This window comes from Streptomyces sp. NBC_00466, assembly GCF_041433995.1.
In the GTDB taxonomy this organism is placed as follows: domain Bacteria; phylum Actinomycetota; class Actinomycetes; order Streptomycetales; family Streptomycetaceae; genus Streptomyces.
On sequence record NZ_CP107896.1, the window covers coordinates 6,679,812 to 6,705,654 of the forward strand.

General features: G+C 70.2%; 24 protein-coding genes and 1 pseudogene. 16 read left to right on the plus strand and 9 right to left on the minus strand.

Features of this window, described 5'->3' with window-relative positions; genetic code table 11:
• Positions 1-40: 40 nt before the first annotated feature.
• The 4 genes from OG210_RS29985 (at position 41) to OG210_RS30000 (ending at position 4,007) form a co-directional block, all read left to right on the plus strand.
• Positions 41-796, plus strand: a complete 756-nt coding sequence (locus OG210_RS29985) for a (Fe-S)-binding protein (protein WP_328323887.1) — start codon at positions 41-43, stop codon at positions 794-796.
• Positions 793-2,211 (plus strand): LutB/LldF family L-lactate oxidation iron-sulfur protein, encoded by a 1,419-nt coding sequence (locus tag OG210_RS29990; protein ID WP_328323885.1) that lies wholly within the window; start codon positions 793-795, stop codon positions 2,209-2,211. The genes OG210_RS29985 and OG210_RS29990 overlap by 4 nt, the downstream gene beginning before the upstream one ends.
• A complete protein-coding gene (locus OG210_RS29995) occupies positions 2,208-2,846 on the plus strand; it encodes an LUD domain-containing protein (protein ID WP_328323883.1) in 639 nt (212 codons plus the stop codon). The genes OG210_RS29990 and OG210_RS29995 overlap by 4 nt, the downstream gene beginning before the upstream one ends.
• 72 nt (positions 2,847-2,918) lie before the next feature.
• Complete coding sequence (locus OG210_RS30000) at positions 2,919-4,007, plus strand: mandelate racemase/muconate lactonizing enzyme family protein (RefSeq protein ID WP_328323881.1); 1,089 nt, start codon at positions 2,919-2,921, stop codon at positions 4,005-4,007.
• A 63-nt stretch (positions 4,008-4,070) separates the two neighbouring features.
• Here the strand turns inward: OG210_RS30000 and OG210_RS30005 are convergent, their stop codons facing one another.
• Entirely contained in the window at positions 4,071-5,150 is a 1,080-nt protein-coding gene (locus OG210_RS30005) for an NADH:flavin oxidoreductase/NADH oxidase (RefSeq protein WP_328323880.1), read from the minus strand.
• Positions 5,151-5,310: 160 nt separating this feature from the next.
• Here OG210_RS30005 and OG210_RS30010 point away from each other — a divergent pair, with 160 nt between their 5' ends.
• Entirely contained in the window at positions 5,311-5,655 is a 345-nt protein-coding gene (locus OG210_RS30010) for a transcriptional regulator (protein ID WP_328323878.1), read from the plus strand.
• A gap of 13 nt (positions 5,656-5,668) precedes the next feature.
• On the opposite strand, the gene OG210_RS30015 is transcribed toward OG210_RS30010, so the two are convergent.
• The 4 genes from OG210_RS30015 to OG210_RS30030 all read right to left on the minus strand — a co-directional run bounded on the left by OG210_RS30015 (position 5,669) and on the right by OG210_RS30030 (position 9,054).
• Positions 5,669-6,331, minus strand: coding sequence for a TetR/AcrR family transcriptional regulator (locus OG210_RS30015; RefSeq protein WP_328323876.1), 663 nt, complete (start codon positions 6,329-6,331; stop codon positions 5,669-5,671).
• Positions 6,332-6,545: 214 nt separating this feature from the next.
• Positions 6,546-7,241 (minus strand): HAD family hydrolase, encoded by a 696-nt coding sequence (locus tag OG210_RS30020; RefSeq protein WP_328323874.1) that lies wholly within the window; start codon positions 7,239-7,241, stop codon positions 6,546-6,548.
• Between the two features lie 68 nt (positions 7,242-7,309).
• Positions 7,310-8,245 (minus strand): M56 family metallopeptidase, encoded by a 936-nt coding sequence (locus OG210_RS30025; RefSeq protein WP_328323872.1) that lies wholly within the window; start codon positions 8,243-8,245, stop codon positions 7,310-7,312.
• 200 nt (positions 8,246-8,445) lie between these two features.
• Positions 8,446-9,054 carry a DUF5134 domain-containing protein gene (locus OG210_RS30030; RefSeq protein WP_328323870.1) on the minus strand — a complete coding sequence of 203 codons (609 nt, stop codon included), beginning with the start codon at positions 9,052-9,054 and terminating at the stop codon, positions 8,446-8,448.
• 226 nt (positions 9,055-9,280) lie between these two features.
• On the opposite strand from OG210_RS30030, the gene OG210_RS30035 reads away from it, so the two are divergent.
• Entirely contained in the window at positions 9,281-9,862 is a 582-nt protein-coding gene (locus tag OG210_RS30035; protein WP_328323868.1) for a GNAT family N-acetyltransferase, read from the plus strand.
• A gap of 35 nt (positions 9,863-9,897) precedes the next feature.
• Here the strand turns inward: OG210_RS30035 and OG210_RS30040 are convergent, their stop codons facing one another.
• Positions 9,898-10,548 carry a glycerophosphodiester phosphodiesterase family protein gene (locus OG210_RS30040; RefSeq protein ID WP_328335308.1) on the minus strand — a complete coding sequence of 217 codons (651 nt, stop codon included), beginning with the start codon at positions 10,546-10,548 and terminating at the stop codon, positions 9,898-9,900.
• Positions 10,549-10,928: 380 nt separating this feature from the next.
• Here OG210_RS30040 and OG210_RS30045 point away from each other — a divergent pair, with 380 nt between their 5' ends.
• The 3 genes from OG210_RS30045 to OG210_RS30055 are packed head-to-tail and all read left to right on the plus strand — an operon-like array spanning position 10,929 to position 14,160.
• A complete protein-coding gene (locus OG210_RS30045) occupies positions 10,929-12,329 on the plus strand; it encodes a DUF6421 family protein (RefSeq protein ID WP_328323866.1) in 1,401 nt (466 codons plus the stop codon).
• Positions 12,330-12,355: 26 nt separating this feature from the next.
• Entirely contained in the window at positions 12,356-13,102 is a 747-nt protein-coding gene (locus OG210_RS30050) for an SDR family NAD(P)-dependent oxidoreductase (protein ID WP_328335307.1), read from the plus strand.
• Positions 13,081-14,160 (plus strand): low specificity L-threonine aldolase, encoded by a 1,080-nt coding sequence (locus OG210_RS30055; protein ID WP_328323865.1) that lies wholly within the window; start codon positions 13,081-13,083, stop codon positions 14,158-14,160. The genes OG210_RS30050 and OG210_RS30055 overlap by 22 nt, the downstream gene beginning before the upstream one ends.
• A 174-nt stretch (positions 14,161-14,334) precedes the next feature.
• Here the strand turns inward: OG210_RS30055 and OG210_RS30060 are convergent, their stop codons facing one another.
• The gene (locus OG210_RS30060) at positions 14,335-15,063 is read right to left on the minus strand and encodes a lysophospholipid acyltransferase family protein (RefSeq protein WP_328323863.1); all 729 of its coding nucleotides are present in this window, start codon (positions 15,061-15,063) and stop codon (positions 14,335-14,337) included.
• Positions 15,064-15,373: 310 nt separating this feature from the next.
• Between OG210_RS30060 and OG210_RS30065 the strand changes: the two are divergent.
• From OG210_RS30065 to OG210_RS30085, 5 genes and pseudogenes are all read left to right on the plus strand, one after another.
• Positions 15,374-15,752: pseudogene (locus OG210_RS30065) on the plus strand (TlpA family protein disulfide reductase).
• A gap of 211 nt (positions 15,753-15,963) precedes the next feature.
• Complete coding sequence (locus tag OG210_RS30070) at positions 15,964-16,533, plus strand: flavin reductase family protein (RefSeq protein ID WP_328323859.1); 570 nt, start codon at positions 15,964-15,966, stop codon at positions 16,531-16,533.
• Between the two features lie 200 nt (positions 16,534-16,733).
• Positions 16,734-17,519, plus strand: coding sequence for an electron transfer flavoprotein subunit beta/FixA family protein (locus tag OG210_RS30075; protein ID WP_328323857.1), 786 nt, complete (start codon positions 16,734-16,736; stop codon positions 17,517-17,519).
• Between the two features lie 74 nt (positions 17,520-17,593).
• On the plus strand, positions 17,594-18,556 hold the full coding sequence (locus OG210_RS30080; protein ID WP_328323856.1) for an electron transfer flavoprotein subunit alpha/FixB family protein: 963 nt from the start codon (positions 17,594-17,596) through the stop codon (positions 18,554-18,556).
• 153 nt (positions 18,557-18,709) lie between these two features.
• Positions 18,710-20,008 carry an aldolase gene (locus OG210_RS30085; protein ID WP_328323854.1) on the plus strand — a complete coding sequence of 433 codons (1,299 nt, stop codon included), beginning with the start codon at positions 18,710-18,712 and terminating at the stop codon, positions 20,006-20,008.
• A gap of 113 nt (positions 20,009-20,121) precedes the next feature.
• Here OG210_RS30085 and OG210_RS30090 read toward each other — a convergent pair whose 3' ends face one another.
• Positions 20,122-21,150, minus strand: coding sequence for a LacI family DNA-binding transcriptional regulator (locus OG210_RS30090; protein ID WP_328323852.1), 1,029 nt, complete (start codon positions 21,148-21,150; stop codon positions 20,122-20,124).
• Between the two features lie 137 nt (positions 21,151-21,287).
• On the opposite strand from OG210_RS30090, the gene OG210_RS30095 reads away from it, so the two are divergent.
• Entirely contained in the window at positions 21,288-22,247 is a 960-nt protein-coding gene (locus OG210_RS30095; RefSeq protein ID WP_328323850.1) for an ROK family protein, read from the plus strand.
• Here OG210_RS30095 and OG210_RS30100 read toward each other — a convergent pair.
• Positions 22,237-24,267, minus strand: a complete 2,031-nt coding sequence (locus tag OG210_RS30100) for an NPCBM/NEW2 domain-containing protein (protein ID WP_371539663.1) — start codon at positions 24,265-24,267, stop codon at positions 22,237-22,239. The two genes, OG210_RS30095 and OG210_RS30100, sit on opposite strands and share 11 nt — an antisense overlap.
• Before the next feature lie 266 nt (positions 24,268-24,533).
• Between OG210_RS30100 and OG210_RS30105 the strand changes: the two genes are divergently transcribed.
• Positions 24,534-25,826 carry an ABC transporter substrate-binding protein gene (locus OG210_RS30105; RefSeq protein ID WP_371539666.1) on the plus strand — a complete coding sequence of 431 codons (1,293 nt, stop codon included), beginning with the start codon at positions 24,534-24,536 and terminating at the stop codon, positions 25,824-25,826.
• Positions 25,827-25,843 lie beyond the last annotated feature (17 nt).

Genomic DNA, 25,843 nt, shown 5'->3' on the forward strand with positions numbered 1-25,843 from the left:
CGCCGCGGCCCCGAGCCGTGGACGACCCCGAGAAGGACACATGCGGGTAGGACTGTTCGTGACGTGTGTGAATGACGCGTTGTATCCACGGACCGGCATCGCCGTGGTGAAACTGCTGGAGCGGCTGGGGGTGGAGGTCGGCTTCCCCGCCGGACAGACCTGCTGCGGGCAGCCGCAGTTCAACACCGGCTACCGGCGCGAGACCGAACCCCTGGTCCGGCGCTTCGACCGGGAATTCGCCCCCTACGACTACGTCGTCACGCCGTCGGGCTCGTGCGCGGCGATGGTCCGCGACAACTATCCGCGGATCGGCCGCAAGGCGGCGGCGGAGCACCGCGGTCACGAGCTCGCAGACGCGGCTGCCCGCTCCGTGCCCAAGACGTACGAGCTGACGGAGTTCCTGGTGGATGTGCTGGGGGTCGTCGACGTGGGGGCGTACTTCCCGCACACGGTGGCGTACCACCCGTCCTGCCACGGTCTGCGGATGCTGGGGCTCGGCGACCGGCCGCGCCGGCTCCTCGACGCGGTACGCGGCCTTGAGCTGCGGGAACTGGAAGGGGCCGAGGAGTGCTGCGGTTTCGGCGGGACCTTCGCGGTGAAGAACGCGGACGTGTCGGCCGCCATGGGTGAGGACAAGGTCCGCAACGCGGTGTCGACAGGCGCCGATGTGCTGTGCGGGGCCGACAACTCCTGTCTGATGCACATCGGCGGCATTCTGCGCCGCCAGGACGCGCCGCTGCGGGCGCTCCACCTGGCCGAGATCCTGGCGAGCACCGAAGAGGAGCCCCACGTATGAGCGGTACCTATCTCGGGATGCCGTCCTTCCCGAAGGCGGCCGGGGAAGCCGTGCACAACGAGACCCTGCGCGGGAACCTCCGGCACGCCACCCACACCATCCGCGACAAACGGGCGAAGGCGGTGGCGGAGCTCTCCGACTGGGCGCAGCTGCGGGAGGCGGGGCGGCAGATCAAGGACCGGACGCTGCGTCACCTGGACGAGTACCTGGTGCAGTTGGAGAAGTCGGTCACGGCCGCCGGGGGCACCGTGCACTGGGCGGCCGACGGCGACGAGGCCAACCGGATCGTCGCCGGACTGGTCAAGGCCACCGGTGAGCGCGAGGTCGTCAAGGTCAAGTCGATGGCGACCCAGGAGATCGGTCTCAACGAGGCCCTGGAGGCCGAGGGGATCGCCGCGTACGAGACGGACCTCGCGGAGCTGATCGTGCAGCTGGGCGAGGACCGCCCCAGCCACATCCTGGTCCCGGCGATCCACCGCAACCGGGGCGAGATCAGGGAGATCTTCGCCCGGACGATGAGCGAATGGGGGCGGCCTGCCCCCGAGGGGCTCACCGACAGCCCGGCCGAGCTGGCCGAGGCCGCCAGGCTGCACCTGAGGGAGAAGTTCCTCCGGGCCAAGGTCGGGATCTCGGGGGCCAACTTCATGGTCGCGGAGACCGGCACCCTCGTCGTGGTGGAGTCCGAGGGCAACGGTCGGATGTGCCTGACGCTGCCCGAGACGCTGATCTCGGTGGTGGGCATCGAGAAGACTGTGCCGACCTGGCAGGACCTGGAGGTCTTCCTGCAGACGCTGCCGCGCTCGTCGACGGCCGAGCGGATGAACCCGTACACCAGCACCTGGACCGGCACCACCGACGCGGACGGCCCGCGCGACTTCCATCTGGTGCTCCTCGACAACGGCCGCACCGACACCCTGGCCGACGAGGTCGGCCGCCAGGCGCTGCGCTGCATCCGCTGCTCCGCCTGCCTCAACGTCTGCCCGGTGTACGAAAGGGCGGGCGGCCACGCGTACGGCTCGGTCTACCCGGGCCCCATCGGCGCCATCCTCAGCCCGCAACTCCGGGGAATTGAGAGCGAGATCGACGCCTCGCTGCCGTACGCCTCCTCGCTCTGCGGCGCCTGCTACGACGTGTGCCCGGTCGCCATCGACATCCCCGAAGTCCTGGTCCACCTGCGCGAGCGGGTCGCCGGCCAGGGTGGCAAGGGACACCGTCTGGAGAAGGCGGCGATGAAGGCGGCCGGCTGGGTGCTGAACCATCCGGCCGCACTCGCCGCCGGTGAGAAGGCCGCATCGAAGACCCGCGGACTGCACCCCAAGCGGCTGCCTGGCGCGGCGGCCTGGACCGACAGCCGCGACCTGCCCGATGTGCCGCCCGAACCGTTCCGCGACTGGTGGAAGAAGAACCGCACATGAGCTCCCGCGACCAGATCCTCGCCCGCGTACGTGCCGCGGTCGCCGACGCGCCGGAGGCCCCCGAGGTCACCCGCGACTACCTCACCACGCACACCGCCGACGACCCGGCGGCCGTGCTGGACCTCCTCCACGAGAACCTCGCGGACTACCGCGCCCTCGTGCACCGGACCCGGCCCGACGGGCTGCCCGCGCTCCTCGCCCGGCTGCTGGCCGAGCGCGGCGCGACGACCGTACTGGCACCTCCCGGACTGCCCGCCGGATGGCTGGCCGAGTCCACCGCCACCCGGACCGATGACACACCGGCGTCGACCGCGCAGGAACTCGACGCCGTGGACAGTGTGGTCACCGGATGCGCGGTGGCCATCGCCGAGACCGGCACCATCGTCCTGGACGGCAGCGCAGGCCAGGGGCGCCGCCGGATCACCCTCGTCCCCGACCACCACATCTGCGTCGTACGGGCCCCGGAGCAGGTGGTCGCCTCGGTACCGCAGGCACTCCCACGTCTCGACCCGGCGCGCCCGCTCACCTGGATCTCGGGCCCTTCGGCCACCAGCGACATCGAACTCGACCGCGTCGAAGGCGTCCACGGTCCCCGCACCCTCGAAGTCGTCCTCGTCGAGGAGCGAAGTGAGTGAAGTGAAGGACCGGGTGAAGGACGGGACAGCGGGGCCACCGACGAGCGACGCAACCAGCGGGAGACCACATCCATGAGCAGAATCACCAGCGTCGACTGCCGGCTCGTCTTCATCGAGCCCGAGACACTGCGCACCGACGCCACCCAGACCTTCGTCCGCCAGGAGACGATCCTCGTCACTGTCGGGACCGACGACGGGCTGAGCGGCACCGGGTACTCCTACACGATCGGCACCGGCGGCAGCTCCGTACTGGCGCTGCTGCGCGACCACCTCGGCGCCACTCTGCTGGGAGCCGACGCCCGTAACGTCGAGGCGGTCTGGGCCCGGATGCTCGCGGCGACCCGGGCCACCGCCTTCGGGCTGCTCACCTCACTGGCGCTGGCCGCCGTCGACACCGCCCTGTGGGACCTGCGGTGCCTGCGCGCAGGTGAACCGCTCTGGCGGCTCGCGGGCGGTGCGCACGACCGGCTGCCCGTGTACGACACGGAGGGCGGCTGGCTGCATCTGAGCACCGAGGAACTGGTCAAGAACGTCTCGGCGGCGCAGGCTTCGGGGCTGCGTGGCGCCAAGCTGAAGGTCGGCAAGCCCACCGCGGTCGAGGACGCGGAACGGCTCGCGGCGGTCCGCGAGGCGACCGGGCCCGCCTTCGAGATCATGGTCGACGCCAACCAGTCGCTCACCGGGGCGGAGGCGATCCGCCGGGCCCGCACCTACGAGCCGCTCGATATCGCGTGGTTCGAGGAGCCGCTGCCGGCCGACGACGTCGCGGGGCACCGCAGACTGGCACGTTCGACCACGGTGCCGGTCGCGGTGGGCGAATCGATGTACAGCGTCGGCCACTTCGCCGAGTACCTGTCGGCGGGCGCCGCCGGGATCGTGCAGGCCGATGTGGCCCGCGTCGGCGGCATCACCCCGTGGCTGAAGGTCGCACACGCCGCCGAGGCCTGCAATGTGCGGGTGGCCCCGCACTTCCTGATGGAGCTGCACGCGAGCCTGGCGTGCGCGGTCCCCGCCGGTATGTACGTGGAGCACATTCCGCAGCTCGGTGCGATCACCCGCAGTGAACTGGTCATCGAGGACGGCTGTGTCGTACCGCCGGAGACGCCCGGCCTCGGCATCGAGTGGGACGAGGACGCCATCGCGGATCTGCGGGTCGCGTAACTCCGTGGCCGCGTGGGGGACACGAGGCGGCCGGGAGGGCGCCAATGCCCTCCCGGCCGGTGCTCAGACGGAGCGGTGGTACTGCTGCGGTACGTGCACGTCGGCGCCGAGCTCCCGGGCCGCGTGCCGGGCCCAGGACGGGTTGCGGAGCAGCTCGCGGCCGAGCAGTACCGCGTCCGCCTCGCCGTTGGCCAGGATCTTCTCGGCCTGTTCGACCTCGGTGATGAGGCCGACGGCGGCGACGGGAAGCGGTGTCCCGGCCTTGACGCGTGCCGCGAAAGGCACCTGGTAGCCGGGGCCGACCGGGATGCGCACCCCGGCCGCGTTGCCGCCGGTCGACACGTCGAGCAGGTCGACGCCGTGCTCCTTGAGCAGCGGTGCGAGGCGTACCGTGTCGTCGGCAGTCCAGCCGCCCTTGTCCAGCCAGTCGGTGGCCGAGATACGGAAGAAGAGCGGCAGCTCGTCGGGCCACACCGCCCGTACGGCGTCCACGACTTCGAGCGCGAAGCGGGTGCGGTTCTCGAAGGATCCGCCGTACTCGTCGGTGCGGTGATTGCTGTGCGGCGAGAGGAACTCGCTCACCAGATAGCCGTGTGCGCCGTGGATCTCGGCGACCTGGAACCCCGCGTCGAGCGCACGCCGGGCGGCATCGGCGAACTGTCCGACGATGTCCCGTATCTGAGCTGTCGTCAGCTCAGCGGGCACATGCTCGCCCGCGGCGAAGGGGATCGGGCTGGGCGCGACCGGCTGCCAGCCGTCCTGGTCGGCGCCGACCGGACCACCTCCGTTCCACGGGCGGTCCGTCGACGCCTTGCGTCCGGCGTGTGCGAGCTGGATTCCGGGCACCGTGCCCTGTCCCTTGAGGAAGCCGGTGATCCGGCGGAGCGCCTCGACCTGGGTGCCGTTCCAGATGCCCAGATCGGCGGGGGTGATCCGGCCCTCGGGGCTGACTGCGGTCGCCTCGACGATGACCAGGCCGGCGCCTCCGGCGGCCCGTGCGGCGTAGTGCGCGAAATGCCAGTCGTCGGCGGTGCCCGTGCCGGGCCCCGAGGTGGCCGCCGAGTACTGGCACATCGGCGGCATCCACACGCGGTTGGGGAAGGTCAGCGACCGCAGGGTGTACGGCTCGAAAAGGGCGCTCACGACAGGCTCCATTCACAACGGCGTCGGGATGCTCGTACGATACCCGTCGTAGTACGGTGAATGTCAAACTACGATGGAACTCGTACAATGGAGCGATCCCCGGATCCGCCCGGGCCCGAATGAACCGGACCCGCCCGGGCCCGAATGAAGGAGAGCCGTCGTGGCGACCGCAACGAGCAGCCGTGCACTCGCTCATCCGGCGCGTGACGAGATCCGCCTGGACGGCGTGCTCCATGCGCTGGCCGACCCGATGCGGATGTGCGTGGTGCGTGAACTGGCTTCGGACGGCGGGGAGTTGTCCTGCTCCCGGTTCGTGCTCCCGGTGACCAAGTCGACCACCACCCACCACTTCAGGGTGCTGCGCGAGAGCGGTGTGATCCGGCAGATCTACCGGGGGACCGCGAAGATGAACGTGCTGCGCAGGGATGACCTGGACGCGGTCTTCCCCGGTCTGCTGGACAGCGTCCTGGCCGCGGCCGAGGCCGAGGCGTCACGGGAGGCGTGAACCTCCGCTGCCGTCAGCGCGGCGGCGTGGCGGCCGGGCGGGCCCTGTCGGCTCCGTCGGTCCCGTCGGTCCCGTCGGTCCCGTCGTTCGGGGGCGTCCCCAGCTCCCAGTCGAGTCCGTACCGCTGGAACAGTTCGGCGCGCAGCCGCGCGTACGGCATCGGCGCCCCCGGCAGCAGCTGGGCGAAGACCGCGCCCATCAGCTGGGCGCGCAGCAGCGGGTAGTCGGTGTCCGGGTCGGGTGACCCGTACCGTTCCACGGCCGAGCGCAGCACCCGGGCGAGCTGCTGCTGCTCGGGGCACTGGACGAATCCCTGTTCCTGGAGGATTCCGGCCATATGCGTCCGCATCAGTACGGGGTGGTCGGCGGCCAGCCCCAGGATCGCGTCGATGGCCCGTGCCAGCAGCTCCTGCCCGTCGTCGGTGTGCGGCTCGCGCTCCATGGCCCCGGAGAGCGTGCGGTGCATCAGGCGGTGCACGGCGGACTGCAGCAGATACCGCTTGCCCGGGAAGTAGTACGAGACGAGGCCGCGGGCGGATCCGGCGCGGTCGGCGATGTCCGCCAGCGTCGTCGCCTCGTATCCGCGCTCACCGACAAGATCCACTGTGGCCTGCAGAAGCCGCTCGCGGGAACGCCGCCGCAACTCCTCATTGACCGATTGGCTGCGCGGGGACATGCTTTACTCCTGCGTTGACTGGCTCTCAGCCAACTATACTCAGCGCAACCTGCAAAGGGCCCCGTCAGGGGCCGTTCTGCGGGCATCGTCCGGACCGGGCGGCGCGGGGGACCGTCCGGTCCGGGTGTCCTGCTGTCTCCATCCGGTGATCGCCGGCTCGATTTGGGTGGTTCCGGGTGATTTCCCGGGGGCTGGGTCCGGTCGCGCCGCCGTGTCAGCCGACGAGATCCAGGACCGGACGGAGTGCGTCCGGGCGCTCGGCGGCCGGGAGGTGGTCCACGAAATGGACCGCGCAGCCCAGCTCCCGGGCACCGCCGTCGGCGCGGCGGTCGTCGCCGACCATCAGGGTCTCGCCGGGATCCTGGCCCAGCGCCTCGCAGGCGGCGCGGAAGAGCCGGACGTCGGGTTTCTGGATGCCGTGCTCGTACGACAAGGTGTACTGGTCCACGTACGGATCGACGCCATGGGCGCGGAACACCGGCCGGAGGTCCCAGCCGATGTTGCTCACCACGCCGACCCCGGTCCCGCGGGCGTGCAGGGTGCTGAGCACCTCGGCCGCGTCCGGGTAGGGGCTCCAGGCGTCCGGTGTCATGTGGCGTGCGTAGAGGGCGTCGTACAGCGCCGGATCCGGCAGCTCGACCTGGCGGGCGAGACCCGTGAACGCGGCGCGGTGCTGCTCGGCGCTCTCGTCGCGGGATGCCCACAGCGCGGCGAGCGAGGGCGGCACCTGCTGGGGGCCCGGGCCGCCGGGTTGTGCGCCCGCAGCTGTCAACTCGGCTGCGCGGAGGGCGAATTCATCCTCGTTCAGCGTGCAGCCCGTCTCGTCCAGGGTGGCGCGCAGCCACGTCGTGACGGGCTCGATCCTGAAGAGTGTCCCGGAGAAGTCGAAGAGTACGGCTTTGATCGTCATGGGTACATTCTTTCCCGTCCGGCCGATGCGACAGGTATCGGTGTCATCGCCACCACCGGCCGCGACCGCTATCCCAGCGCGCGCAGTCCCGGGATGAACGCCACCAGCAGCGGCACGACCGGCACCAGTGAGGCGGCGGCGGTCAGCCGCAGCCTGCGGCCGGCGGTGAGGCGCGGGGCCGCGTTCAGCAGCCGGTCGACTCGGTGCGGAAGCTCCGCGTCGGGGGTCGGGCAGGGGCCGAACACCCCGCGGTGCTCGTTGAGCTGTACCAGCGCCAGCGCGATGGTCAGCCGGCCGAACCGGCGCGAAGCCACATCGTCGGCGGCCAGTTCCACCAGCCGGTGCATCTCGTTGCGGAAGGCGGCGAAGACCGGAATCTGCGGGAAGCCCACGGCCAGCGCGGCCGAGCAGTGCAGCAGCCAGTCGTGACGGGCCCGTGCGTGGCCCTGCTCATGGGCGAGCACGGCATCGAGCTGACGGCCTTTCAGCCCTCGAAGTGCCGCCGTGGTGATGACCAGTTGGGGAGCCGCGCCGGGCAGCCACCAGGCGTCGGGGCGCTCGCCCTCCAGGACGACGAGGCGCTCGCTGCCGGGTTCCTCGCCGGGCAGCACGGGGGAGCGCACCAGCAGTTCCGTGCGGCTCTGCCGGCGTGCGGCGCGCGTGCGGCGGATCTCCCGGGTGAGCATCACGGCCGTCCAGACACCGCAGGCGGCCAGCACCGTCGCGGTCGCCGCCGACCACTGTGTGTACGTGCCGAGGGCGTACGCCTCCACCACGGCGTGCGGGGCGGGGGCGAAGAGATGGCCCCGTACGAGCTGCCAGGCCGCCGACGCGCTGAAAGTCATCGCCAGGGCGAAGCAGAGCAGTACGGCGGCCACCACGCACTGCCACACCCACAGCGCCACCACGGGCTCCCGCTCGGGCCACTGCGCGCGCGCCAGAAGCCGCGGTGCCGCAACAGCAGCCACGGCTCCGAGTAGCAACAGCGCTAGGGAGACCACCATGGTCGTCAGTTTATGGAGTCGGTGTGTCGCCGGGGTATGGCCTGGCTCCGCAAGTGACGCAGGACACGGTCGGGTTCCGCCGGAGAATGGGAAGAATCTTCCGCCGGAGAACGGCCGGAGAACGGGAAGAGCCGTGGGAAGGGCGGCCGTTGACCGTTTCGGCCGGTTTCGCTCCGGTCGAACGTCGCGGGCAGCCGGGGTCAGATCGTCAGCAGCATCGCGAACATGGCCATTCCCATGGCCAGCCGGCAGGCGAGCGCCAGCTCCGGACGGGCCCCCCAGGCGATGACGCCGCCCGGCCCGCCACCCGCCGCGGCTCCGGCCACCGCCGCCGCAGGCGTAGGGACCAGGGTGGCTCCCGCGCGCAGGACGTACACGGCGTAGTAGACGAGCAGCGCCCCGGTGAGCAGCGGGACCCCGCCTGCCGAGTGCGACATGTGATCCATGGTTCCGCCGTGCGCTCCGCCCGTTGCCGTCCCCGCGGTCCCGGGCGTCATCGTGAGCGCCATGTAGACCATGGCGAGCGAGCCGACCAGATGGTGCAGATGGTGAGCGCTCGTGCGGAGCTGCCACAGCGCCCGGAGGCCACCCGCGGCGAAGACCGCGGTGAGCACTGTCCACCCCCACTCGGGGAGAGTGGCGACCGCGGCGGGCAGAGCCATCGCCGCCATGCCGAACCCCATCACCGCGTCGCTCCCCGCAGCCGCCCTTGCCTGCTGTGACCTGCTGCGCATCCGCAGCAGGCAGTAGGCTCCGGTCGTCGCGCTCAGTGCCATCAGCAGCCAGCCGGACATCGCTGATCCGTGCACGGCGTACCTCCCCCGTTCGACGCGTCAGCCCGTACGGGCGTCCCCCTCGACGCATCGATGCCCCTGCCGGGCGGAGCGCACGCAAGCGCAGGGGGGCACGGGGGAGCGCGTCGCGGGCGCGTTACTGTCTGGACAGCACCGTCCGGACAGCTCCGGACGGTCTGTGCAGCACCGTCCGGACGGCTCCGGACCGCCCGGATCCGCCTTCGACGGGAGATATCACCCCATGGACACCGCCCCCGACCGGATCACTTTCAGGGACGCGGCAGAGACCGACGTACCGGCGCTCGTCACCTTGATCGAGTCGGCCTACCGCGGGGACACCAGCCGCACCGGCTGGACCACGGAGGCGGACATCCTGGACGGCCGGCGCACCGACCCTGACGGGGTGCTCGGAGTCATCGCCGCGCCCGCCAGCCGGCTGATGGTGGTGGAGCGCGACGGGGAGCCGGTCGCCTGCTGCCAGCTGGAGCGGCGCGGCCACGCGGCCTACTTCGGGATGTTCGCCGTGAGCCCGGCCCTGCAGGGCGCGGGGCTCGGCAAGCGGATCATCGCGGAGGCCGAACGCCGGGTGTCCACGGAGTGGGGCGCCGATGAGATGCACATGACGGTCATCTCGGTACGGGACGACCTCATCGCCTGGTACGAGCGTCGCGGCTACCGCCGTACGGGGAGGATGTTCCCCTTCCCGTACGGCGACGAGCGGTTCGGCATCCCGCTCCGCGACGACCTCCAGTTCGAGCTGCTGGTCAAGCTGCTTCCCGCTGAGGTCCCCGGCGCGGGAACGGAGTACGCGGGAACGGAGTAGCGGCAGCCGGGCCGTGCACCGCCCGGGCGCGGCGCTCAGGCCGTGAACCGCCCGGTGCGCCGGATCTCCGGGTAGTCGGTGGTCGCACCGTCCAGATCCAGCGCCCGGACCAGCCTCAGATGGTCCTGGGTGTTCACCACCCAGCCGAGCACCTTCAGGCCTTCCGAGTGCGCCTTCTCGACGGTCTCCAGGGTCAGCCTGCGGATGTTCAGCGCCACTGTCGCGGCGCCGACGGCCTTGGCGCGGGCCACGATGTCCGGGCCCCAGCGGCTCGCGATGAGCACCGTCCGTACGCCCGGCACGAGTGCCGCGATCTCACTGACCGCCTCGTCGTGGAACGAGGAGACCTCGACCCGCCCGGCCAGGTCGCGCCGGAGCATCACCTCGGCCAGTGCCCGCGCGGCGGCGGCGTCCTTGATCTCGGCCTGAATCGGTGAGCGGACCGCGTCCAGCACCTCTTCGAAGACCGGGATCCGCTCACCCTGGCCGGCGTCGAGCTCACGCAGCTCGGCGAGCGTCTGGTCGGCGATGGCTCCCTTGCCGTTCGTCGTGCGGTCCACGTCCGTGTCGTGCATGACGACGAGTGAGCCGTCCTTGCTCAGATGCAGGTCGAGCTCGATGGCGTCCATACCCGCCTGTTCCGCGTGGCGGAAGGACCGCAGGGTGTTCTCCGGCTCGACGCCCATGACCCCGCGATGTCCGATGATGAGGAGACTCAAGGTTCTCTCGCTTCCGTCGACGGCAGCTCTCGCGTGGCATTGCTACCCAGCTGGCAGAGCCGCAGCCTAACGCTCCGCCTCCGCCACTGTCCCCGGCTCCCGCGATGCCGCGCAGTGCCCGTGTTTCCGGCCGGCGGGCGGACCGGACGATGAAATGTGACGAAGCGCAGTTTTTCCGGGCCCCGTGGGGTGAAAGCGGTTTCATATGGGGCAGGCGGCAGGAAGATTCGCTGCGATCAAGGGGGTTCGGCGGGACAATCTACTGAGTGCGGCCTTGAACGAGTGTTCCGAACATGGATACGGTGTCCCAGCGGTTTGACGGCAATTTCTGCTGTGGAGGAAGTGACATGACGAAAATTCTTGTGCAGGACGCAGTCGACGGCGGTATATCCGGCGATCGGCGGGTGGTCGAGCACCCGGCCTGGCCCGTGCTCAAGAACGCCGTCGAGGAGATCAGGCCCTGGCAGTCGAAGGACGGGTCCATCGACTTCGAGGCCGACGGAGCCCCCTCCCGTGCCGCCGCCGACGCCGCGATCGCGCGGGTGACGGACGCTGTCGAGGAGCTCTCCCCGCTGCTGCCGCACGACGCCGCGTACCACCGGGCGCTGGTCGCCGACCTCCGCAAGTGGGCCGGCAGCGGTTTCGACGTCCCGGACTTCCTGGACTCGCTGCTCGCCTTCCACCCGGCCGACCTGCGCGCCGACGGACTCCAGCACCTGGTCGTCTTCGCGATGTACACGCAGAACGGCAACCCGGACCGCAACCTCGAAGCGGTCGTGCTGCGCATGGTCTGGCCGGACTGGCTCTCCGAGCTGGAGGCCACCCGCTACGACAACCCGCTGTTCTGCGGCATCACCTTCGAGGACTTCACGTCCGGGTACGACACCAACTCCGCGGTGCTCTTCCCGGAGACCATCGCCGTACGCGAGGCCCCCGACCGCTTCACCTGGGGCGGCATCTTCTGTGACCGCGAGGCGGCACGATTCCGGGCCGTCACCGAGGCCGCCGTGAAGGTCCTGCGGCTCGAACTGCCCGAGGAAATCCAGGAGATGGTCTCCGACCAGGAGCGCTGCCAGCAGGCGTTCGTGCTGTGGGACATGGTCCACGACCGCACCCACAGCCACGGCGACCTGCCGTTCGACCCCTTCATGATCAAGCAGCGCCAGCCGTTCTGGATGTACGGCCTCGAAGAGCTGCGCTGCGACCTGACCGCCTTCCGGGAGGCCGTGCGCCTTGAGGCCGACGGCTTCGGGCAGGGCCGCGACGTCCAGTACGCCGTGCTCTTCGACCGGATGTTCCGCTTCCCGGTGACCGGTGAGCGCGTACGCAACTACGACGGGCTCGGCGGCCAGCTGCTCTTCGCCTATCTGCACCAGCACGACGTGGTGCGCTGGACCGACAGCACCCTGAAGATCGACTGGGAGCGGGCCCCGCAGGTCACCAACCAGCTCTGCGCGGAGATCGAGGACCTGTACCGGGCCGGCATCGACCGCCCCAAGCTCGTCCACTGGTTCGCCGCCTACGACCTGGTCTCCCGCTATCTCGCCCCGCACCCGGGGTCGCGCTGGGCCAAGGGTCCGGACGCCCTGGATCTGAGCCAGCCGCCGCGTAAACTTGTGGATGACGTGCTTGCGGACGAGTTTCCGCTCAGCATGTTCTATGAGGCCCTCGCCAAGAAGCTGAAGAGTGTGGTCGCCTCGACGAAGGGCATCACCGCGGCGGGCACCCACGAGCGGGAAGCGGCGTGAGCGCCCGCAGGCAGGAGGCGGAGACGATGAGCAAGGGATCGCTGGACGGAGCCGTGGTGGCGGTGGCCGGGGCCGCGGGCCCGGCGGGCCGCGCTGCGCTGCTGAGGCTGGCCGAGGCCGGTGCGACCGTGGTCGGCGCCGACTCCGACGTCGCCCGGCTCGCCGAGGCGGTGGACGCGGCGCGCTACGCGCACGGCGGCGCCACCGTTACCGGAGAGACGGTCGACCTGCTGGATCTGGAGGCCACGCGGGCCTGGGCCGACCGTACGGAGGCCGAGTTCGGCCGTGTCGACGGTCTGGTGCACCTGGTGGGCGGCTGGCGCGGCAGCGCCACCTTCACCGATACCGACATCGCCGACTGGAACCTGCTGGAGAAGCTGCTCATCCGAACGGTGCAGCACACCTCCCTGGCGTTCCACGACGCGCTGCTGCGCAGCGACCGCGGCCGCTATGTGCTGATCAGCGCGGCCGGTGCGTCCAAGCCCACCGCGGGCAATGCCGCCTACGCGGCGTCGAAGGCCGCGGCCGAGGCCTGGACGCTGGCGCTCGGCGACGCCTTCCGCAAGGCGGGCGGTGAGGACGGTCCGCGGACGGCCGCCGCCGTCCTGGTGATCAAGGCTCTGGTACACGACGCGATGCGTGCCGAGCGTCCGAATGCGAAGTTCTCGGGCTTCACCGACGTCGCGCAGCTGGCCGAGGCCATCGCCGGTGTCTGGGACCAGCCCGCCGGAGAAGTGAACGGAAAGCGCCTGTGGCTGACACCCGCCCCGTGAGGACCGATGCCGTACGCCACCACGACCCGCAGGTCCGTGGGTTCGCCAGTGACAACTACGCGGGTGCCCACCCGGAGATCCTGGCCGCGCTCGCCGTTGCCAACGGCGGGCACCAGATCGCGTACGGCGAGGACGCCTACACCGACCACCTCCAGCGGCTGATCCACAGCCACTTCGGCCAGAGCGCCGAGGCGTTCCCGGTCTTCAACGGCACCGGGGCCAACGTCGTCGCGCTGCAGGCGCTCACCGACCGGTGGGGCGCCGTCGTCGCGGCCGAGACGGCCCACATCAACGTGGACGAGGGCGGCGCCCCCGAGCGGGTCGCCGGGCTGAAGCTCCTGACCGTACCCACGCCCGACGGCAAGCTCACACCCGAGCTGATCGACCGTCAGGCGTTCGGCTGGGACGACGAGCACCGGGCGATGCCGCAGGTCGTCTCGATCACCCAGAACACCGAACTCGGCACGGTCTACACCCCCGACGAGATCCGGGCCATCTGCGAGCACGCCCACGGCTACGGAATGAAGGTGCATCTCGACGGTGCCCGGATAGCCAACGCCGCGGCATCGCTCGACGTGCCGATGCGTGCCTTCACCAACGCCGTGGGCGTGGACATCCTCTCCTTCGGCGGCACGAAGAACGGCGCGCTCTTCGGCGAGGCCGTCGTCGTGCTCAACCCGGACGCCGTGCGGCACATGAAGCATGTGCGGAAGATGTCGATGCAGCTGGCGTCCAAGATGCGCTTCGTGTCGGTGCAGCTGGAGGCGCTGCTCACCGGCGACCTGTGGCTGCGCAACGCCCGCCACGCCAACACCATGGCCCAGCGCCTCGCCGCGGGGGTGCGCGAGACGGACGGGGTCGAGATCCTGCACGACGTGCAGGCCAACGCGGTGTTCGCACGGCTGCCGCACGACGTCAGCGAGCGGCTGCAGAAGCGCTACCGCTTCTACTTCTGGGACGAGCCGGCCGGCGATGTCCGCTGGATGTGCTCCTTCGACACCACGGAGGAAGACGTGGACGGCTTCCTGCTGGCGCTGAAGGAAGAACTGGCCCGCTGAGCCGCTACACGCCGAACCGATCCGCGGATGCGTAAGAACGTGCGCAGATACGCAAAGGTGCGATCGACCGGAAAGTGATGGATTCCGGTCGGTCGCACCTTCGTGTGCTCACGGTCCACCGCACCCGGCCGTCGGCGGTCCTGCGGGCCGGGTCCTGGTGTCAGCGGTCCGGTGTCAGCCCGCTCCGGCTTCCCGCACCTGCGCGGGGGTCGGTGCCGTGCCGCCGAGATGGGCCGGGATCCACCAGGTGTCCGCCGCGTTCTTCGGGCGTACCGGATAGGCGCGCTGCGCCGCTTCCAGCAGCTCCTGCATACGCTCGCGGACCCTGCGGGTGATCGCTCCCGCGTACTCGTCGGCGGGCGCCTCCATGGGCTCGCCGACCCGGACCGTGACCGGGATGTGGCTGCGCTTGAGGTTGCGCGGCCTGCCCTTGGTCCACAGCCGCTGGGTGCCCCACAGCGCGATCGGGATCAGCGGCACGCCCGCGTCCTGGGCCAGCCGTGCGGCGCCCGACTTGAAGCTCTTGAGCGTGAAGGACTCCGAGATGGTGGCCTCGGGGAAGACACCGATGATCTCGCCGGAACGCAGGGCCGTGAGGGCGTGGCGGTAGGCGGCCTCGCCCTGCTTGCGGTCCACCGGGATGTGCTTCATACCGCGCATCAGCGGCCCGGAGATCCTGTGGCGGAAGACCGACTCCTTGGCCATGAAGCGCACCAGGCGCTTCTGCGGGAGTGCGGCCAGACCGTTGAAGATGAAGTCCAGATAGCCGATGTGGTTGCTGACGAGTACGGCCCCGCCCGAGCGGGGGATGTTCTCGGAACCCTGTGTATCGATCTTGAGGTCGAGCGCCTTGAAGAGCCCCCGAGCGGCGCCGATGACCGGTCGATAGACGAGTTCTGCCATCTGGAGAAGACCCTTCTGTGCCCGGGGACGTGCCCCCCGGCGGAAGTTACGCTGCCGTAGGTTTGCGGCATGGGGCAGATCGTGCCCCATGCCGACCAGAGTAGCCACCCCTGGTGACGTGGGACCGCGAGATCCTCGTCACGTCGTGCGTAAACCGCCCGCACCACTCCCGAGCAGCGCATACACCGCTCGGCACGACCCGCGCGCCTCGGGTGCGGCTCCGGGAATCTTCCTGGCGGCGGAGGCGCTGCACCCGGACGGAGGCCGTGGCTGCGGCGGCCGGGCGGTATGCGCGGCCGGGCCGGCGGCTGTGGAACCGTACGGCTTCCGGCCGGTACGGCGGCGGAGGAACGGAGAGGGACGTGCACGGGCAGGACGGCGAAAGGCGGCTGGGGGCCGCGGAGTTGGGCGAGGAACTGGGGGAGCGGGCGACGCTCGTCCAGTTCTCCAGTGCCTTCTGCCGGCCCTGCCGGGCCACCTGGCGGACGCTGCGGGAGGTGGCCGGCATGGTCGACGGTGTCACCCATGTCGAACTCGACGCCGAGGCCCGGCTCGGACTGGTACGGGAGCTGGGCATCCTCAAGACCCCCACGGTGCTGGTGCTCGACGCGCAGGGCCGGATCGTCCGCCGGGCGTCGGGGCAGCCGCGCAAGGCCGACGTCATCGCCGCCCTGGGACAGGCGGTCTGACTCACCGTGAGCGATCTCCCACATTCCGGAACGCCCTTGACGGGGCGTCCCTTGAATCGTCAACCTGACGCTATGTCGCAGCTCTCTTCTCCTGACGGCCGGTGTCTCCCTCGCCAGGTCCCTGTGGACCTCGCCCGGAACGCCGGCGCGGGCTGTCCGGGTGTCTGAATGCCCCCGGCCCCGTTCGCTCACACCGGAGAAGGACACCCGCATGACGACGACCCGCACACCGGCCCCGGCCCCGGCGCCGAGGACGCCCGCGGCGCGCGCCGTCCCGGCGGCTTCCACGGACTCCGTCACCGGTCCGCTCGCCGCCCCCGCACTGCTCCGCTCGGTCTTCCGCCGCCACGCTTCGGGAGTCGCGGTGGTCACCGCGGCCGGTGAGCGGCCGGTGGGCTTCACCGCCACCTCGGTCAACTCCGTCGCCGCCGAGCCGCCGCTGATCTCCTTCGGTGTCGCGACCGGCTCGTCGAGCTGGCCGGTGATGGCCCGGGCCGAACACGTCGGGGTCCACATACTCGGCGAGCACCAGCAGGAGCTGGCCGCCACCTTCGCGCGCAGCGGAGCCGACAGGTTCGCCGCGCCCACCGACTGGCGCAGTGGCCCCGAAGGCGTGCCGCTGCTGGACGGCGTACTGGCCTGGCTGGTCTGCCGGGTGGTGGCGCGGGTACCCGCCGGGGATCACCGCATCGTGATCGCCGAGGTCGTCACCGGCGACCCGGCCGGGACCGGGCGCCCGCTGCTCTACCACCAGGGGCGCTTCAACGCGCTGCGGGACTGAGACTCTCCCGGATTCCCCGGCTACGGAGCGTTGCTCACGTCACAGTTCAAAGCGCTTGCTTACTGGGTACATTCTGGATGTACTGGCGAGTAATATTTCGGTGGGGGCGTCGGAACCCCCAGGCGGAAATCGCCCCATCAGGCGCCTATGCTGCGAGCAACAAGGCAGCCCGGAAAAGACGATGCAGTAGGAGAGCCGGCGTGAGCTTGAGGATCGTTGTCTGTGTGAAGTACGTGCCCGATGCCACTGGTGACCGGCATTTCGCCGATGACCTGACGCTGGACCGTGAGGATGTCGACGGGCTGCTGTCGGAGCTCGACGAGTACGCGGTGGAGCAGGCGCTCCAGATCGCGGGCGAGGCTGACGACGCGGAGATCACTGTCCTGACGGTCGGTCCTGAGGACGCGAAGGACGCGTTGCGCAAGGCGTTGTCGATGGGGGCGGACAAGGCTGTCCATGTCGAGGACGACGATCTGCACGGCTCGGATGTGATGGGTACGTCGTTGGTGCTCGCGAAGGCGATCGAGAAGACCGGGTACGACCTGGTGGTCTGCGGTATGGCGTCGACGGACGGCACGATGGGCGTGCTCCCGGCGCTGCTCGCGGAGCGGCTCGGCGTCCCGCAGGTCACGCTGTTGTCTGAGGTGTCGGTCGAGGGCACCACGGTCCGGGGCCGCCGTGACGGCGACACCGCCAGTGAGCAGCTGGAGGCTTCGCTGCCGGCCGTCGTGTCGGTGACGGACCAGTCGGGTGAGGCCCGCTATCCGTCGTTCAAGGGCATCATGGCCGCCAAGAAGAAGCCGGTGGAGTCCCTGGACCTGGAGGACCTGGACCTGGAGGCGGACGTTGTCGGCCTGGAGGGTGCGTGGACCAAGGTCGACTCCGCGGCGCAGCGTCCGGCCCGTACCGCCGGCACGATCGTCAAGGACGAGGGCGAGGGCGGCAAGCAGCTCGCGGAGTTCCTCGCGGGCCAGAAGTTCATCTGAGGCTCTCCGAGCCTCTCGACCGCCCGAGTCTCTTGACCGCCCCCGATTCTTCGCATTCGCAGGAGAGCAATTCCATGGCTGAAGTTCTCGTCTATGTCGATCACCTCGATGGTGTTGTCCGTAAGCCCACGCTGGAGCTTCTGACGCTGGCCCGCCGGATCGGTGACCCGGTCGCCGTCGCGCTGGGTGCCGGTGCCCAGGAGACCGCCGCCGTGCTCGCCGAGCACGGTGCCGTGAAGGTCCTCACGGCCGACGCCCCCGAGTTCGCCGACTATCTCGTCGTCCCGAAGGTCGACGCGCTGCAGGCGGCGTGCGGGGCGGTGTCGCCGGTGGCGGTGCTGGTCCCGTCCTCTGCCGAGGGCAAGGAGATCGCGGCGCGTCTCGCGGTGCGTATCGGCTCCGGGATCATCACCGACGCCACCGATCTGGAGGCCGGTGAGGAGGGTCCGGTCGCGACCCAGTCGGCGTTCGCGGCGTCGTTCACGACCAAGTCCCGGGTCTCGCGGGGTGTTCCGGTGATCACGGTCAAGCCGAACTCTGCGCCGGTCGAGGCGTCCCCGGCCGCGGGCACCGTCGAGGCCCTGGCGGTCTCCTTCGGCGAGAACGCCACGGGGACGAAGGTTGTTTCGCGGACGGCGCGTGAGTCGACGGGCCGCCCGGAGCTGACCGAGGCCGCGATCGTGGTCTCCGGTGGCCGCGGGGTCAACGGTGCGGAGAACTTCCACATCATCGAGGCGCTCGCCGACTCGCTCGGCGCCGCTGTCGGTGCCTCGCGTGCCGCGGTCGACGCGGGCTGGTACCCGCACTCCAACCAGGTCGGCCAGACCGGCAAGAGCGTGTCCCCGCAGCTGTACATCGCCAACGGGATCTCCGGCGCGATCCAGCACCGCGCCGGGATGCAGACCTCCAAGACCATCGTCGCCGTCAACAAGGACGCCGAAGCCCCGATCTTCGACCTCGTCGACTACGGCATCGTCGGCGACCTCTTCCAGGTCGTCCCCCAACTCACCGAAGAGATCACCGCCCGCAAGGGCTGACCAGCCTCTTCTCAGCAGCAGGGGGCCGCGCGGCGACTTTCGCCGCGCGGCCCCCTGCTGTTTCGGCCAACCATTGACGCAGGTCATGACCGCCCGTTAACTTCGCTATGCGGATTGTTGATTCCGTGAAGCGGAAAATAGGAGGGTGCAGGAATGGGTCAGCAGGAGAAGGTGGCAACGAGCCTCGCCGGTGCGGTCAGCGAGGACATCAGCGCTTCCCTGGTCGCGGTCGACGAGGAGCTGGCGAGCCGCTACCCGGGGGACCCGGGCACCCGCCAGCCCGTCCACACCGTGTACGTCCCCGGTGACGCATTCGACGCGGGCACCATCCGCTCCTGGGGCGACCAGGCGCTGGCCGCCCTCGACACACACGCCCCCGACGCCGCCTCCTTCGCCGGGGTTCTCGGCATCGACGAGGACCTCGCCACGGCCGTCCACGACAGGGTGCGGGCGAAGCTGGAGCGCGAGCCCGTCGAGGACCTGCGCATCGACTTCGAGGACGGCTACGGCCCCCGCCCCGACACCGAGGAGGACGAGGCCGCGGCCCGCGCCGCCCGGCTGGTCTCCGAGGCCTTCGCGAACGGCACGGCCGCTCCGTACATGGGTATCCGGATGAAGTGCATGGAGGCGGCGGTCCGCGACCGCGGCATCCGCACCACCGACATCTTCCTCACCGGCCTGATGCAGGCGGGCGGGCTGCCCGAAGGGCTCGTCCTGACCCTTCCCAAGGTGACCTACCCCGAGCAGGTCACCGCCTTCGTGCGGCTCCTCGAAGCCTTCGAGAAGACGCACAGCCTGCCGGCCGGCCGGATCGGCTTCGAGATCCAGATCGAGACCAGCCAGTCCATCCTCGCCACCGACGGCACCGCGGCCGTCGCCAGGATGATCGGCGCCGCCGAGGGCCGGGCCACCGGACTCCACTACGGCACCTTCGACTACAGCGCCTGCCTCGGCGTCAGCGCTGCCCACCAGGCCAGCGACCACCCGGCGGCCGACCACGCGAAGGCCGTCATGCAGGTCGCGGCGGCGGGCACCGGCGTACGGGTGTCGGACGGGTCGACCAACGTCCTGCCGATCGGTACGACCGAGCACGTGCACGAGGCCTGGCGGCTCCACTACGGCCTGACGCGCCGCGCGCTGGCCCGCGCCTACTACCAGGGCTGGGACATGCACCCGGCGCATCTGCCGACCCGCTACGCCGCCGTCTTCGCCTTCTACCGGGAAGGCCTGGAACCGGCCGCCGCCCGCCTTGCCGCGTACGTGGCCAAGGCCGGCGGTGACGTCATGGACGAGCCGGCGACCGCCAAGGCCCTCAGCGGATATCTGCTGCGCGGCCTCGACTGCGGCGCGCTCGACGACGCCGAGGTCACCCGGCTCACCGGTCTGACCCGCGCCGACATGGAGGGCTTCTCGGGACCGCGCCGCGCGGACCTGACCATCACCGCTCCCTGACCGCATCCCGGCTCGCGCGCCGCCGGACCCGTTCCCGCCGCCGTGCCGACCGGACAGCGCTGCCCCCGCCAGGACAACCGGCGGGGGCAGCGCTGTGCCGGTTTGTCGCCCCGCTACGCCGGCGGGATCTCGCCCGAGCCGCGCGCGATGAGCCGGGTCGGCAGCACCTTCTGCGCGGGCGCGTCGTCCGCGCCGTCCAGCCTGCGGAAGAGCGTCTCCGCCGCCGTACGCCCCAGGGCCGCCGAGTCCTGCGCGATCACCGTGATCCCCAGCAGGTCGGCCAGCTCGATGTCGTCGAACCCGACCAGGGCCACCTGCTGTTCCCGCTCGGCCAGGACGCGCACTGCGGTCACCGTCACCCGGTTGTTGCCCGCGAAGATCGCGGTGACCGGGGAGGGGCCGTCCAGCAGCGTCTCCACCGCGGTACGCACCCGTTCGGCCTCTGTGACACCGAGCGAGACCCAGGCGTCGTTCACCTCGAGGCCGCCGTCCGCCATCGCCGCGTGGTAGCCACGCAGGCGCTCGGTGGCCGTGTGGATGCGCGGCTGGTCACCGACGAAGCCGATCCGGCGGTGGCCCCCCGCGATCAGATGGGCGACGCCGTCGCGGGCGCCGCCGAAGTTGTCAGAGAACACCATGTCCGCGTCGATCTTCCCGGCGGGACGGTCCACGAAGACGGTGGCGACCCCGGCGGCGATCTCCGGCTCCAGATAGCGGTGGTCGTCCCCGGCCGGGATCACGATCAGCCCGTCCACCCGGCGCGCGCAGAGTGCGAGGACCAGCTCCTGCTCCCGCTCGGGGTCCTCGGCGCTGGAACCGTTGATGAGCAGTGCTCCGTGGGCGCGGGCCACCTCCTCCACGGCCCGGTTCAGCGGACCGTAGAACGGGTCGGCGAGGTCTTCGAGGACCAGCCCGATGCTCGCGGTGCGGCCCTTGCGCAGCACGCGCGCGCTGTCGTTGCGGCGGAATCCGAGGGCCTCGATGGCCTCCTGCACCCGGCGCTCGGTGTCGGGCGTGACGCCCGCCTCACCGTTCACCACCCGCGACACTGTCTTGAGGCCGACTCCGGCGCGCGCGGCGACGTCCTTCATCGTCGGCCGGTTGCCGTAGCGGGGCTCGGAGTGGCTGGCGGTCCGGTCCACGGTGCGCTGTCCTGTCGTCGGCTGGCGTGCGGTGAGAGATGCGTGTCGAGCATAGGGCCTGGACAACGTTGTCAGGTGAATGGAGACTGACCACTTACACTCCTCATCACCCCTTGCCACCTGGAGATCCGACAGCAATGCACAACCACCTCGTAGCCGCGCTGGACATCGGCGGCACAAAGATCGCCGGCGCGCTGGTGGACGGCCGGGGGCGGATTCTCGTACGCGCGCAGGCACCGACGCCCGCCAAGGAGGACGGCGACACGGTGATGGGCGCCGTCAAGGAGGTGCTCGACGGACTCGCGGCCGACCCCCGGTGGGAGCGCGCGACCGCTGTCGGGATCGGCAGCGCCGGGCCCGTGGACGCGTCGGCCGGCACCGTCAGCCCGGTCAACGTGCCCGGCTGGCGCGACTACCCGCTCGTCGACCGGGTGCGCGGCGCGGTGGGCGGACTGCCCGTCACGCTGGTCGGGGACGGTGTCGCGATGACGGCGGCCGAGCACTGGCAGGGCGCGGCCCGCGGGTACGACAACGCGCTGTGCATGGTCGTCTCGACGGGCGTGGGCGGCGGTCTGGTTCTGGGCGGCACCCTGCGCCCCGGCCCCAGCGGCAACGCCGGGCACATCGGCCACATCAGTGTCGATCTGGACGGGGACGCCTGCCCGTGCGGTTCGCACGGCTGCGTCGAGCGCATCGCCAGCGGCCCGAACATCGCCCGCCGGGCGCTGGCGGGCGGCTGGCGCCCCGGCCCGGACGGCGACGCCAGCGCCGCCGCCGTGGCCGCATCGGCGCGGGCGGGCGACAGCACCGCCGTCGCGTCCTTCGAGCGTGCGGCCCAGGCGCTCGCCGCCGGGATCGCCGCCACCGCGACCCTGGTCGAGATCGACATCGCGGTGATCGGCGGGGGAGTGGCGGGCGCGGGCGATGTGCTCTTCGTGCCGCTGCGCCGCGCGCTGCGGGACTACGCCACGCTCTCCTTCGTACAGCAGCTGAAGGTGGCTCCCGCCCTCATGGGCAATGACGCGGGTCTGGTCGGTGCGGCGGCTGCCGCCTCGCTCGGCGAACCGGACGGGGCGGCAGCGGGCGTCAGCAGCTGAGCCGTGCTCCGGCCCAGTCGGCGTGGTCCGAGTCGTTCCCGTCCCCGCCGTCGGTGACTACAAGGCGCACCGTCCGTGCGCCACTCACATCGGCCGAGAGCGGCTGCGCCGGCATGTCGCCGGTGAGGACGCCGGTCGACGCGGCCTTCCTGCCGTCGGCCCAGATCTCGAAGGTGACCGTTCCCTTGGTGCCCGTCTCGTCGTCGACCCCCACCTGGGCGCTCAGCTTGGAGCAGGCGCCGCCCGTGTAGTACTCGACGGCGCTCGGCGCGTGCACCCCGAGCCCCTTGGCGTACACGGTCCCGCCGATGGTGATCGGCTTTCCGTCGCCCGCCTGCTGCTCGCCGTTGCTGGTGTCCTTCTCCACCGGGCCCCAGCCGTTGGCGGACGACACCGCCGGCAGATCGCTGAGGTACGGGCTCCCCGGCGGCGGTGCCACGACGACGTGGACCGGGACGGACTGCCCGGAGCTGACGCGTTCACCGGTTGGCGAGCGGTACGCCGAAGCCAGCTTCAGGTCGTAGGCGCCCGCAGGCGTCCCCGGAGGAGCGGTGAGCTGCCAGGAGGTGCGCAGCGACTTTCCGCCCGCCACAACGGGCGCTGAAGCCCCGGAGAGGGCCTTCACGGTCCAGCCGGCCGGCCCGGTGAGCGAGGCGCTCACCCGGAGGGTCGGGAGGCTGCCCAGGTCGGTGACCGTGGTGGTCACCCCGACGGCCTTGCCGGCCTCGGCCAGAAGCGGGCCGCTGATGCCGGTGTCGACGGCCGGCGGGTACTTGGCCCACTCGTGGTCGGCGGCGACGCGCAGCAGCACCGTGCCGTGCGCGGGCACGGTGGCCGAGAGGGTCCCGGCGGTGCTGTACGTCCGGTGCTGCCACAGGTCCCGCTCGGTGTACGCGGCGGCCTTCGGCAGCCCGGCCGCGGCCGCCGTGGTGGAGATGCGCTGCGGGCTGTCCGACTCGTTGAAGAGCGCCACGGCGCGGCTGCCGTCCTTCATCTCCTTGGCGACCACCCAGCGCCCGCCGTCGGACGAGACCACGGTGCCCTGCCTGCCGAGCGGGTCCTGGTCGACGGCGATGACCTCCTTGTTGGTCACGATGCCGTAGGTCTCGTCGGACGCCTTGCGCAGGTCCGTGCCGATCAGCAGCGGCGCCGCCATGACCGACCACATCGAGAAGTGCGTGCGGTACTCGGTGTCGGTCATCCCGCCGTTGCCGACCTCCAGCATGTCCGGGTCGTTCCAGTGTCCCGGCCCCGCGGCCGAGGCGAGCGGCAGGTTCTGCTTGATGATCGACAGCATCGAGGACCAGTTGTCGCTGATGTCACCGGTCGTGCGCCAGAGGTTCCCGATGTCACCGGCCCACTCCCAGGGCTTGTTGGAGCCCCATTCGCAGATGCTGTAGACGATCGGGCGTCCGGTGGCGGCGAGCGCGTCCCGCATGGCCGTGTAGCGCTGTACGGCGTCCACGCCCTGGTTGTTGCAGTTGTCGTACTTGAGGTAGTCGACGCCCCAGTCGGCGAACTGCTGGGCGTCGCTGGCCTCGTGGCCCAGCGCTCCGGGCAGCCCGGTGCTGTCGCACGTCCTGGTGCCCGCGCTCGTGTAGATGCCGAGCTTGAGCCCCTTGGAGTGGACGTAGTCGGCAACTGCCTTGATGCCGTTGGGGAAGCGCACCGGATCCGGCACCAGTTTCCCGTCGGCGTTCCGCTGGGGGAGCGCCCAGCAGTCGTCGAGGTTCACATACTGGTATCCGGCGGCCTTGAGGCCCTTGTCCACGAAGATGTCGGCGATGCCCTCGACCATCGCCTCGTTGAAGTCCGCGCGGCAGTGCGTGGAGTTCCAGTTGTTGAAACCCATCGGAGGTGTGAGCGCCAGGCCGTTGTCGGCCTTCGGCGTCACGGTGTCCGGCGCGCTGCTCGCTGCGGCGGGTGCGGCGAGTCCACCGGCGCAGAGCAGTGCGGTGACCAGTGCTCCGAGGATTCTTCGACGGATGGGACGGGAGTGACTGGGGGGAAGGTGACGCATCGTTACGTTCCTCCGTACGACCAGTGATCGGATGTCTTCATGTGCGTGTCATAGCGAGCGTTTACGGTAGGGCTTGTTCGAGTCTGTTGGAAGAGGCGCGGTAACGGTTGTTCGATATCTCGCTTAAACCCTTGACTGGCACGTCACTTGGGAGTGAGATCCAATCCTCGCGTTCGGTTGTGTTGGGTTTCACCCTGGAGGAGGGGGACATGGCGCAGTCTTCGTACAACGGTTCAGTCGTGCCCGGAAGTGTGGCTGGACATCGGATGTCCCGCCGGAATCTTCTGCGCGGCGCGGCAGTCGGTGCCGGCGCTGTGGCGCTGCCTTCGCTCCTGACCGCATGCAGCAGCGGCCCCGGAGGCGACTCCAAGACCATCAAACTGGGGTCGAACTCCTCGGACGCGGTACCGAAGAAAGCTTTCGCGGACGCGTTCGACGCCTACGAGAAGCAGTCCAAGGAAGGCCGGAAGATCAAGGTCAACACCGTTGACCACAACAGCTTCCAGGAGAACATCAACCGCTATCTGCAGAGCGACCCGGACGAGGTCTTCATGTGGTTCGCAGGGAACCGTATGCAGTACTTCGCCAAGAAGGGCCTGCTGTACGACATCAGCGACCTCTGGCAGGACTACAAGGGCTTCACGCCCGCGCTCAAGGCCCAGTCGACGGGGGCGGACGGAAAGCAGTACTTCACGCCGTACTACTACTACCCGTGGGCGGTCTTCCACCGGAAGAGCGTCTTCGCCAAGTACGGCTACCAGGCCCCGAAGACGCTCGACGAGTACATCGCACTCGCCAAGCAGATGAAGAAGGACAAGCTCGTCCCCATCGGCTCCTGCGACAAGGACGGGTGGCCCGCGATGGGCACCTTCGACTACATCAACATGCGGACGAACGGCTACGACTTCCACAAGTCCCTGATGGCGGGCGAGGAGGCGTGGACCGACAAGCGGGTCAAGGACGTCTTCGACACCTGGCGGCGCCTCCTCCCGTACTGCCAGCCGGGCGCCAACGGCCGTACCTGGCAGGAGACGGGACAGAGCCTCCAGAAGCGCGAGATCGGCATGGTGGTCCTCGGAATGCCGCACCCGGGCCAGCAGTTCCCCGCCGCAGAGCGGTCCGATATCGACTTCTTCCCCTTCCCCGAGATCAACCCGGAGCACGGCCAGGACGCCGTAGAGGCGCCGATCGACGGGTTCCTGCTGGCGAAGAAGTCCAAGGAGCTCAAGAACAAGAAGTCCATGGAGAGCGCCAAGGACCTGCTCAAGTGGCTTGCCACGCCCAGGGCCGAGGACATCTATCTGGCAGGCGACCCCAACAACATCGCGGTCAACAGCGGGGCCGACCTGTCGAAGTACACCGCACTGCAGAAGAAGTCCGCCCAGCTGATCGCCGGGGCGAAGCAGATCTCGCAGTTCATGGACCGCGACACCCGCCCGGACTTCGCGTCGACGGTGATGATCCCGGCCATCCAGAAATTCCTCTCCACCCCGAACGATGTCGACGGACTGTGCAACGACATCGAGCGGCAGAAGAAGACCATCTTCGCTTCCGAGTGAACAGCCCCCTGGAGTTC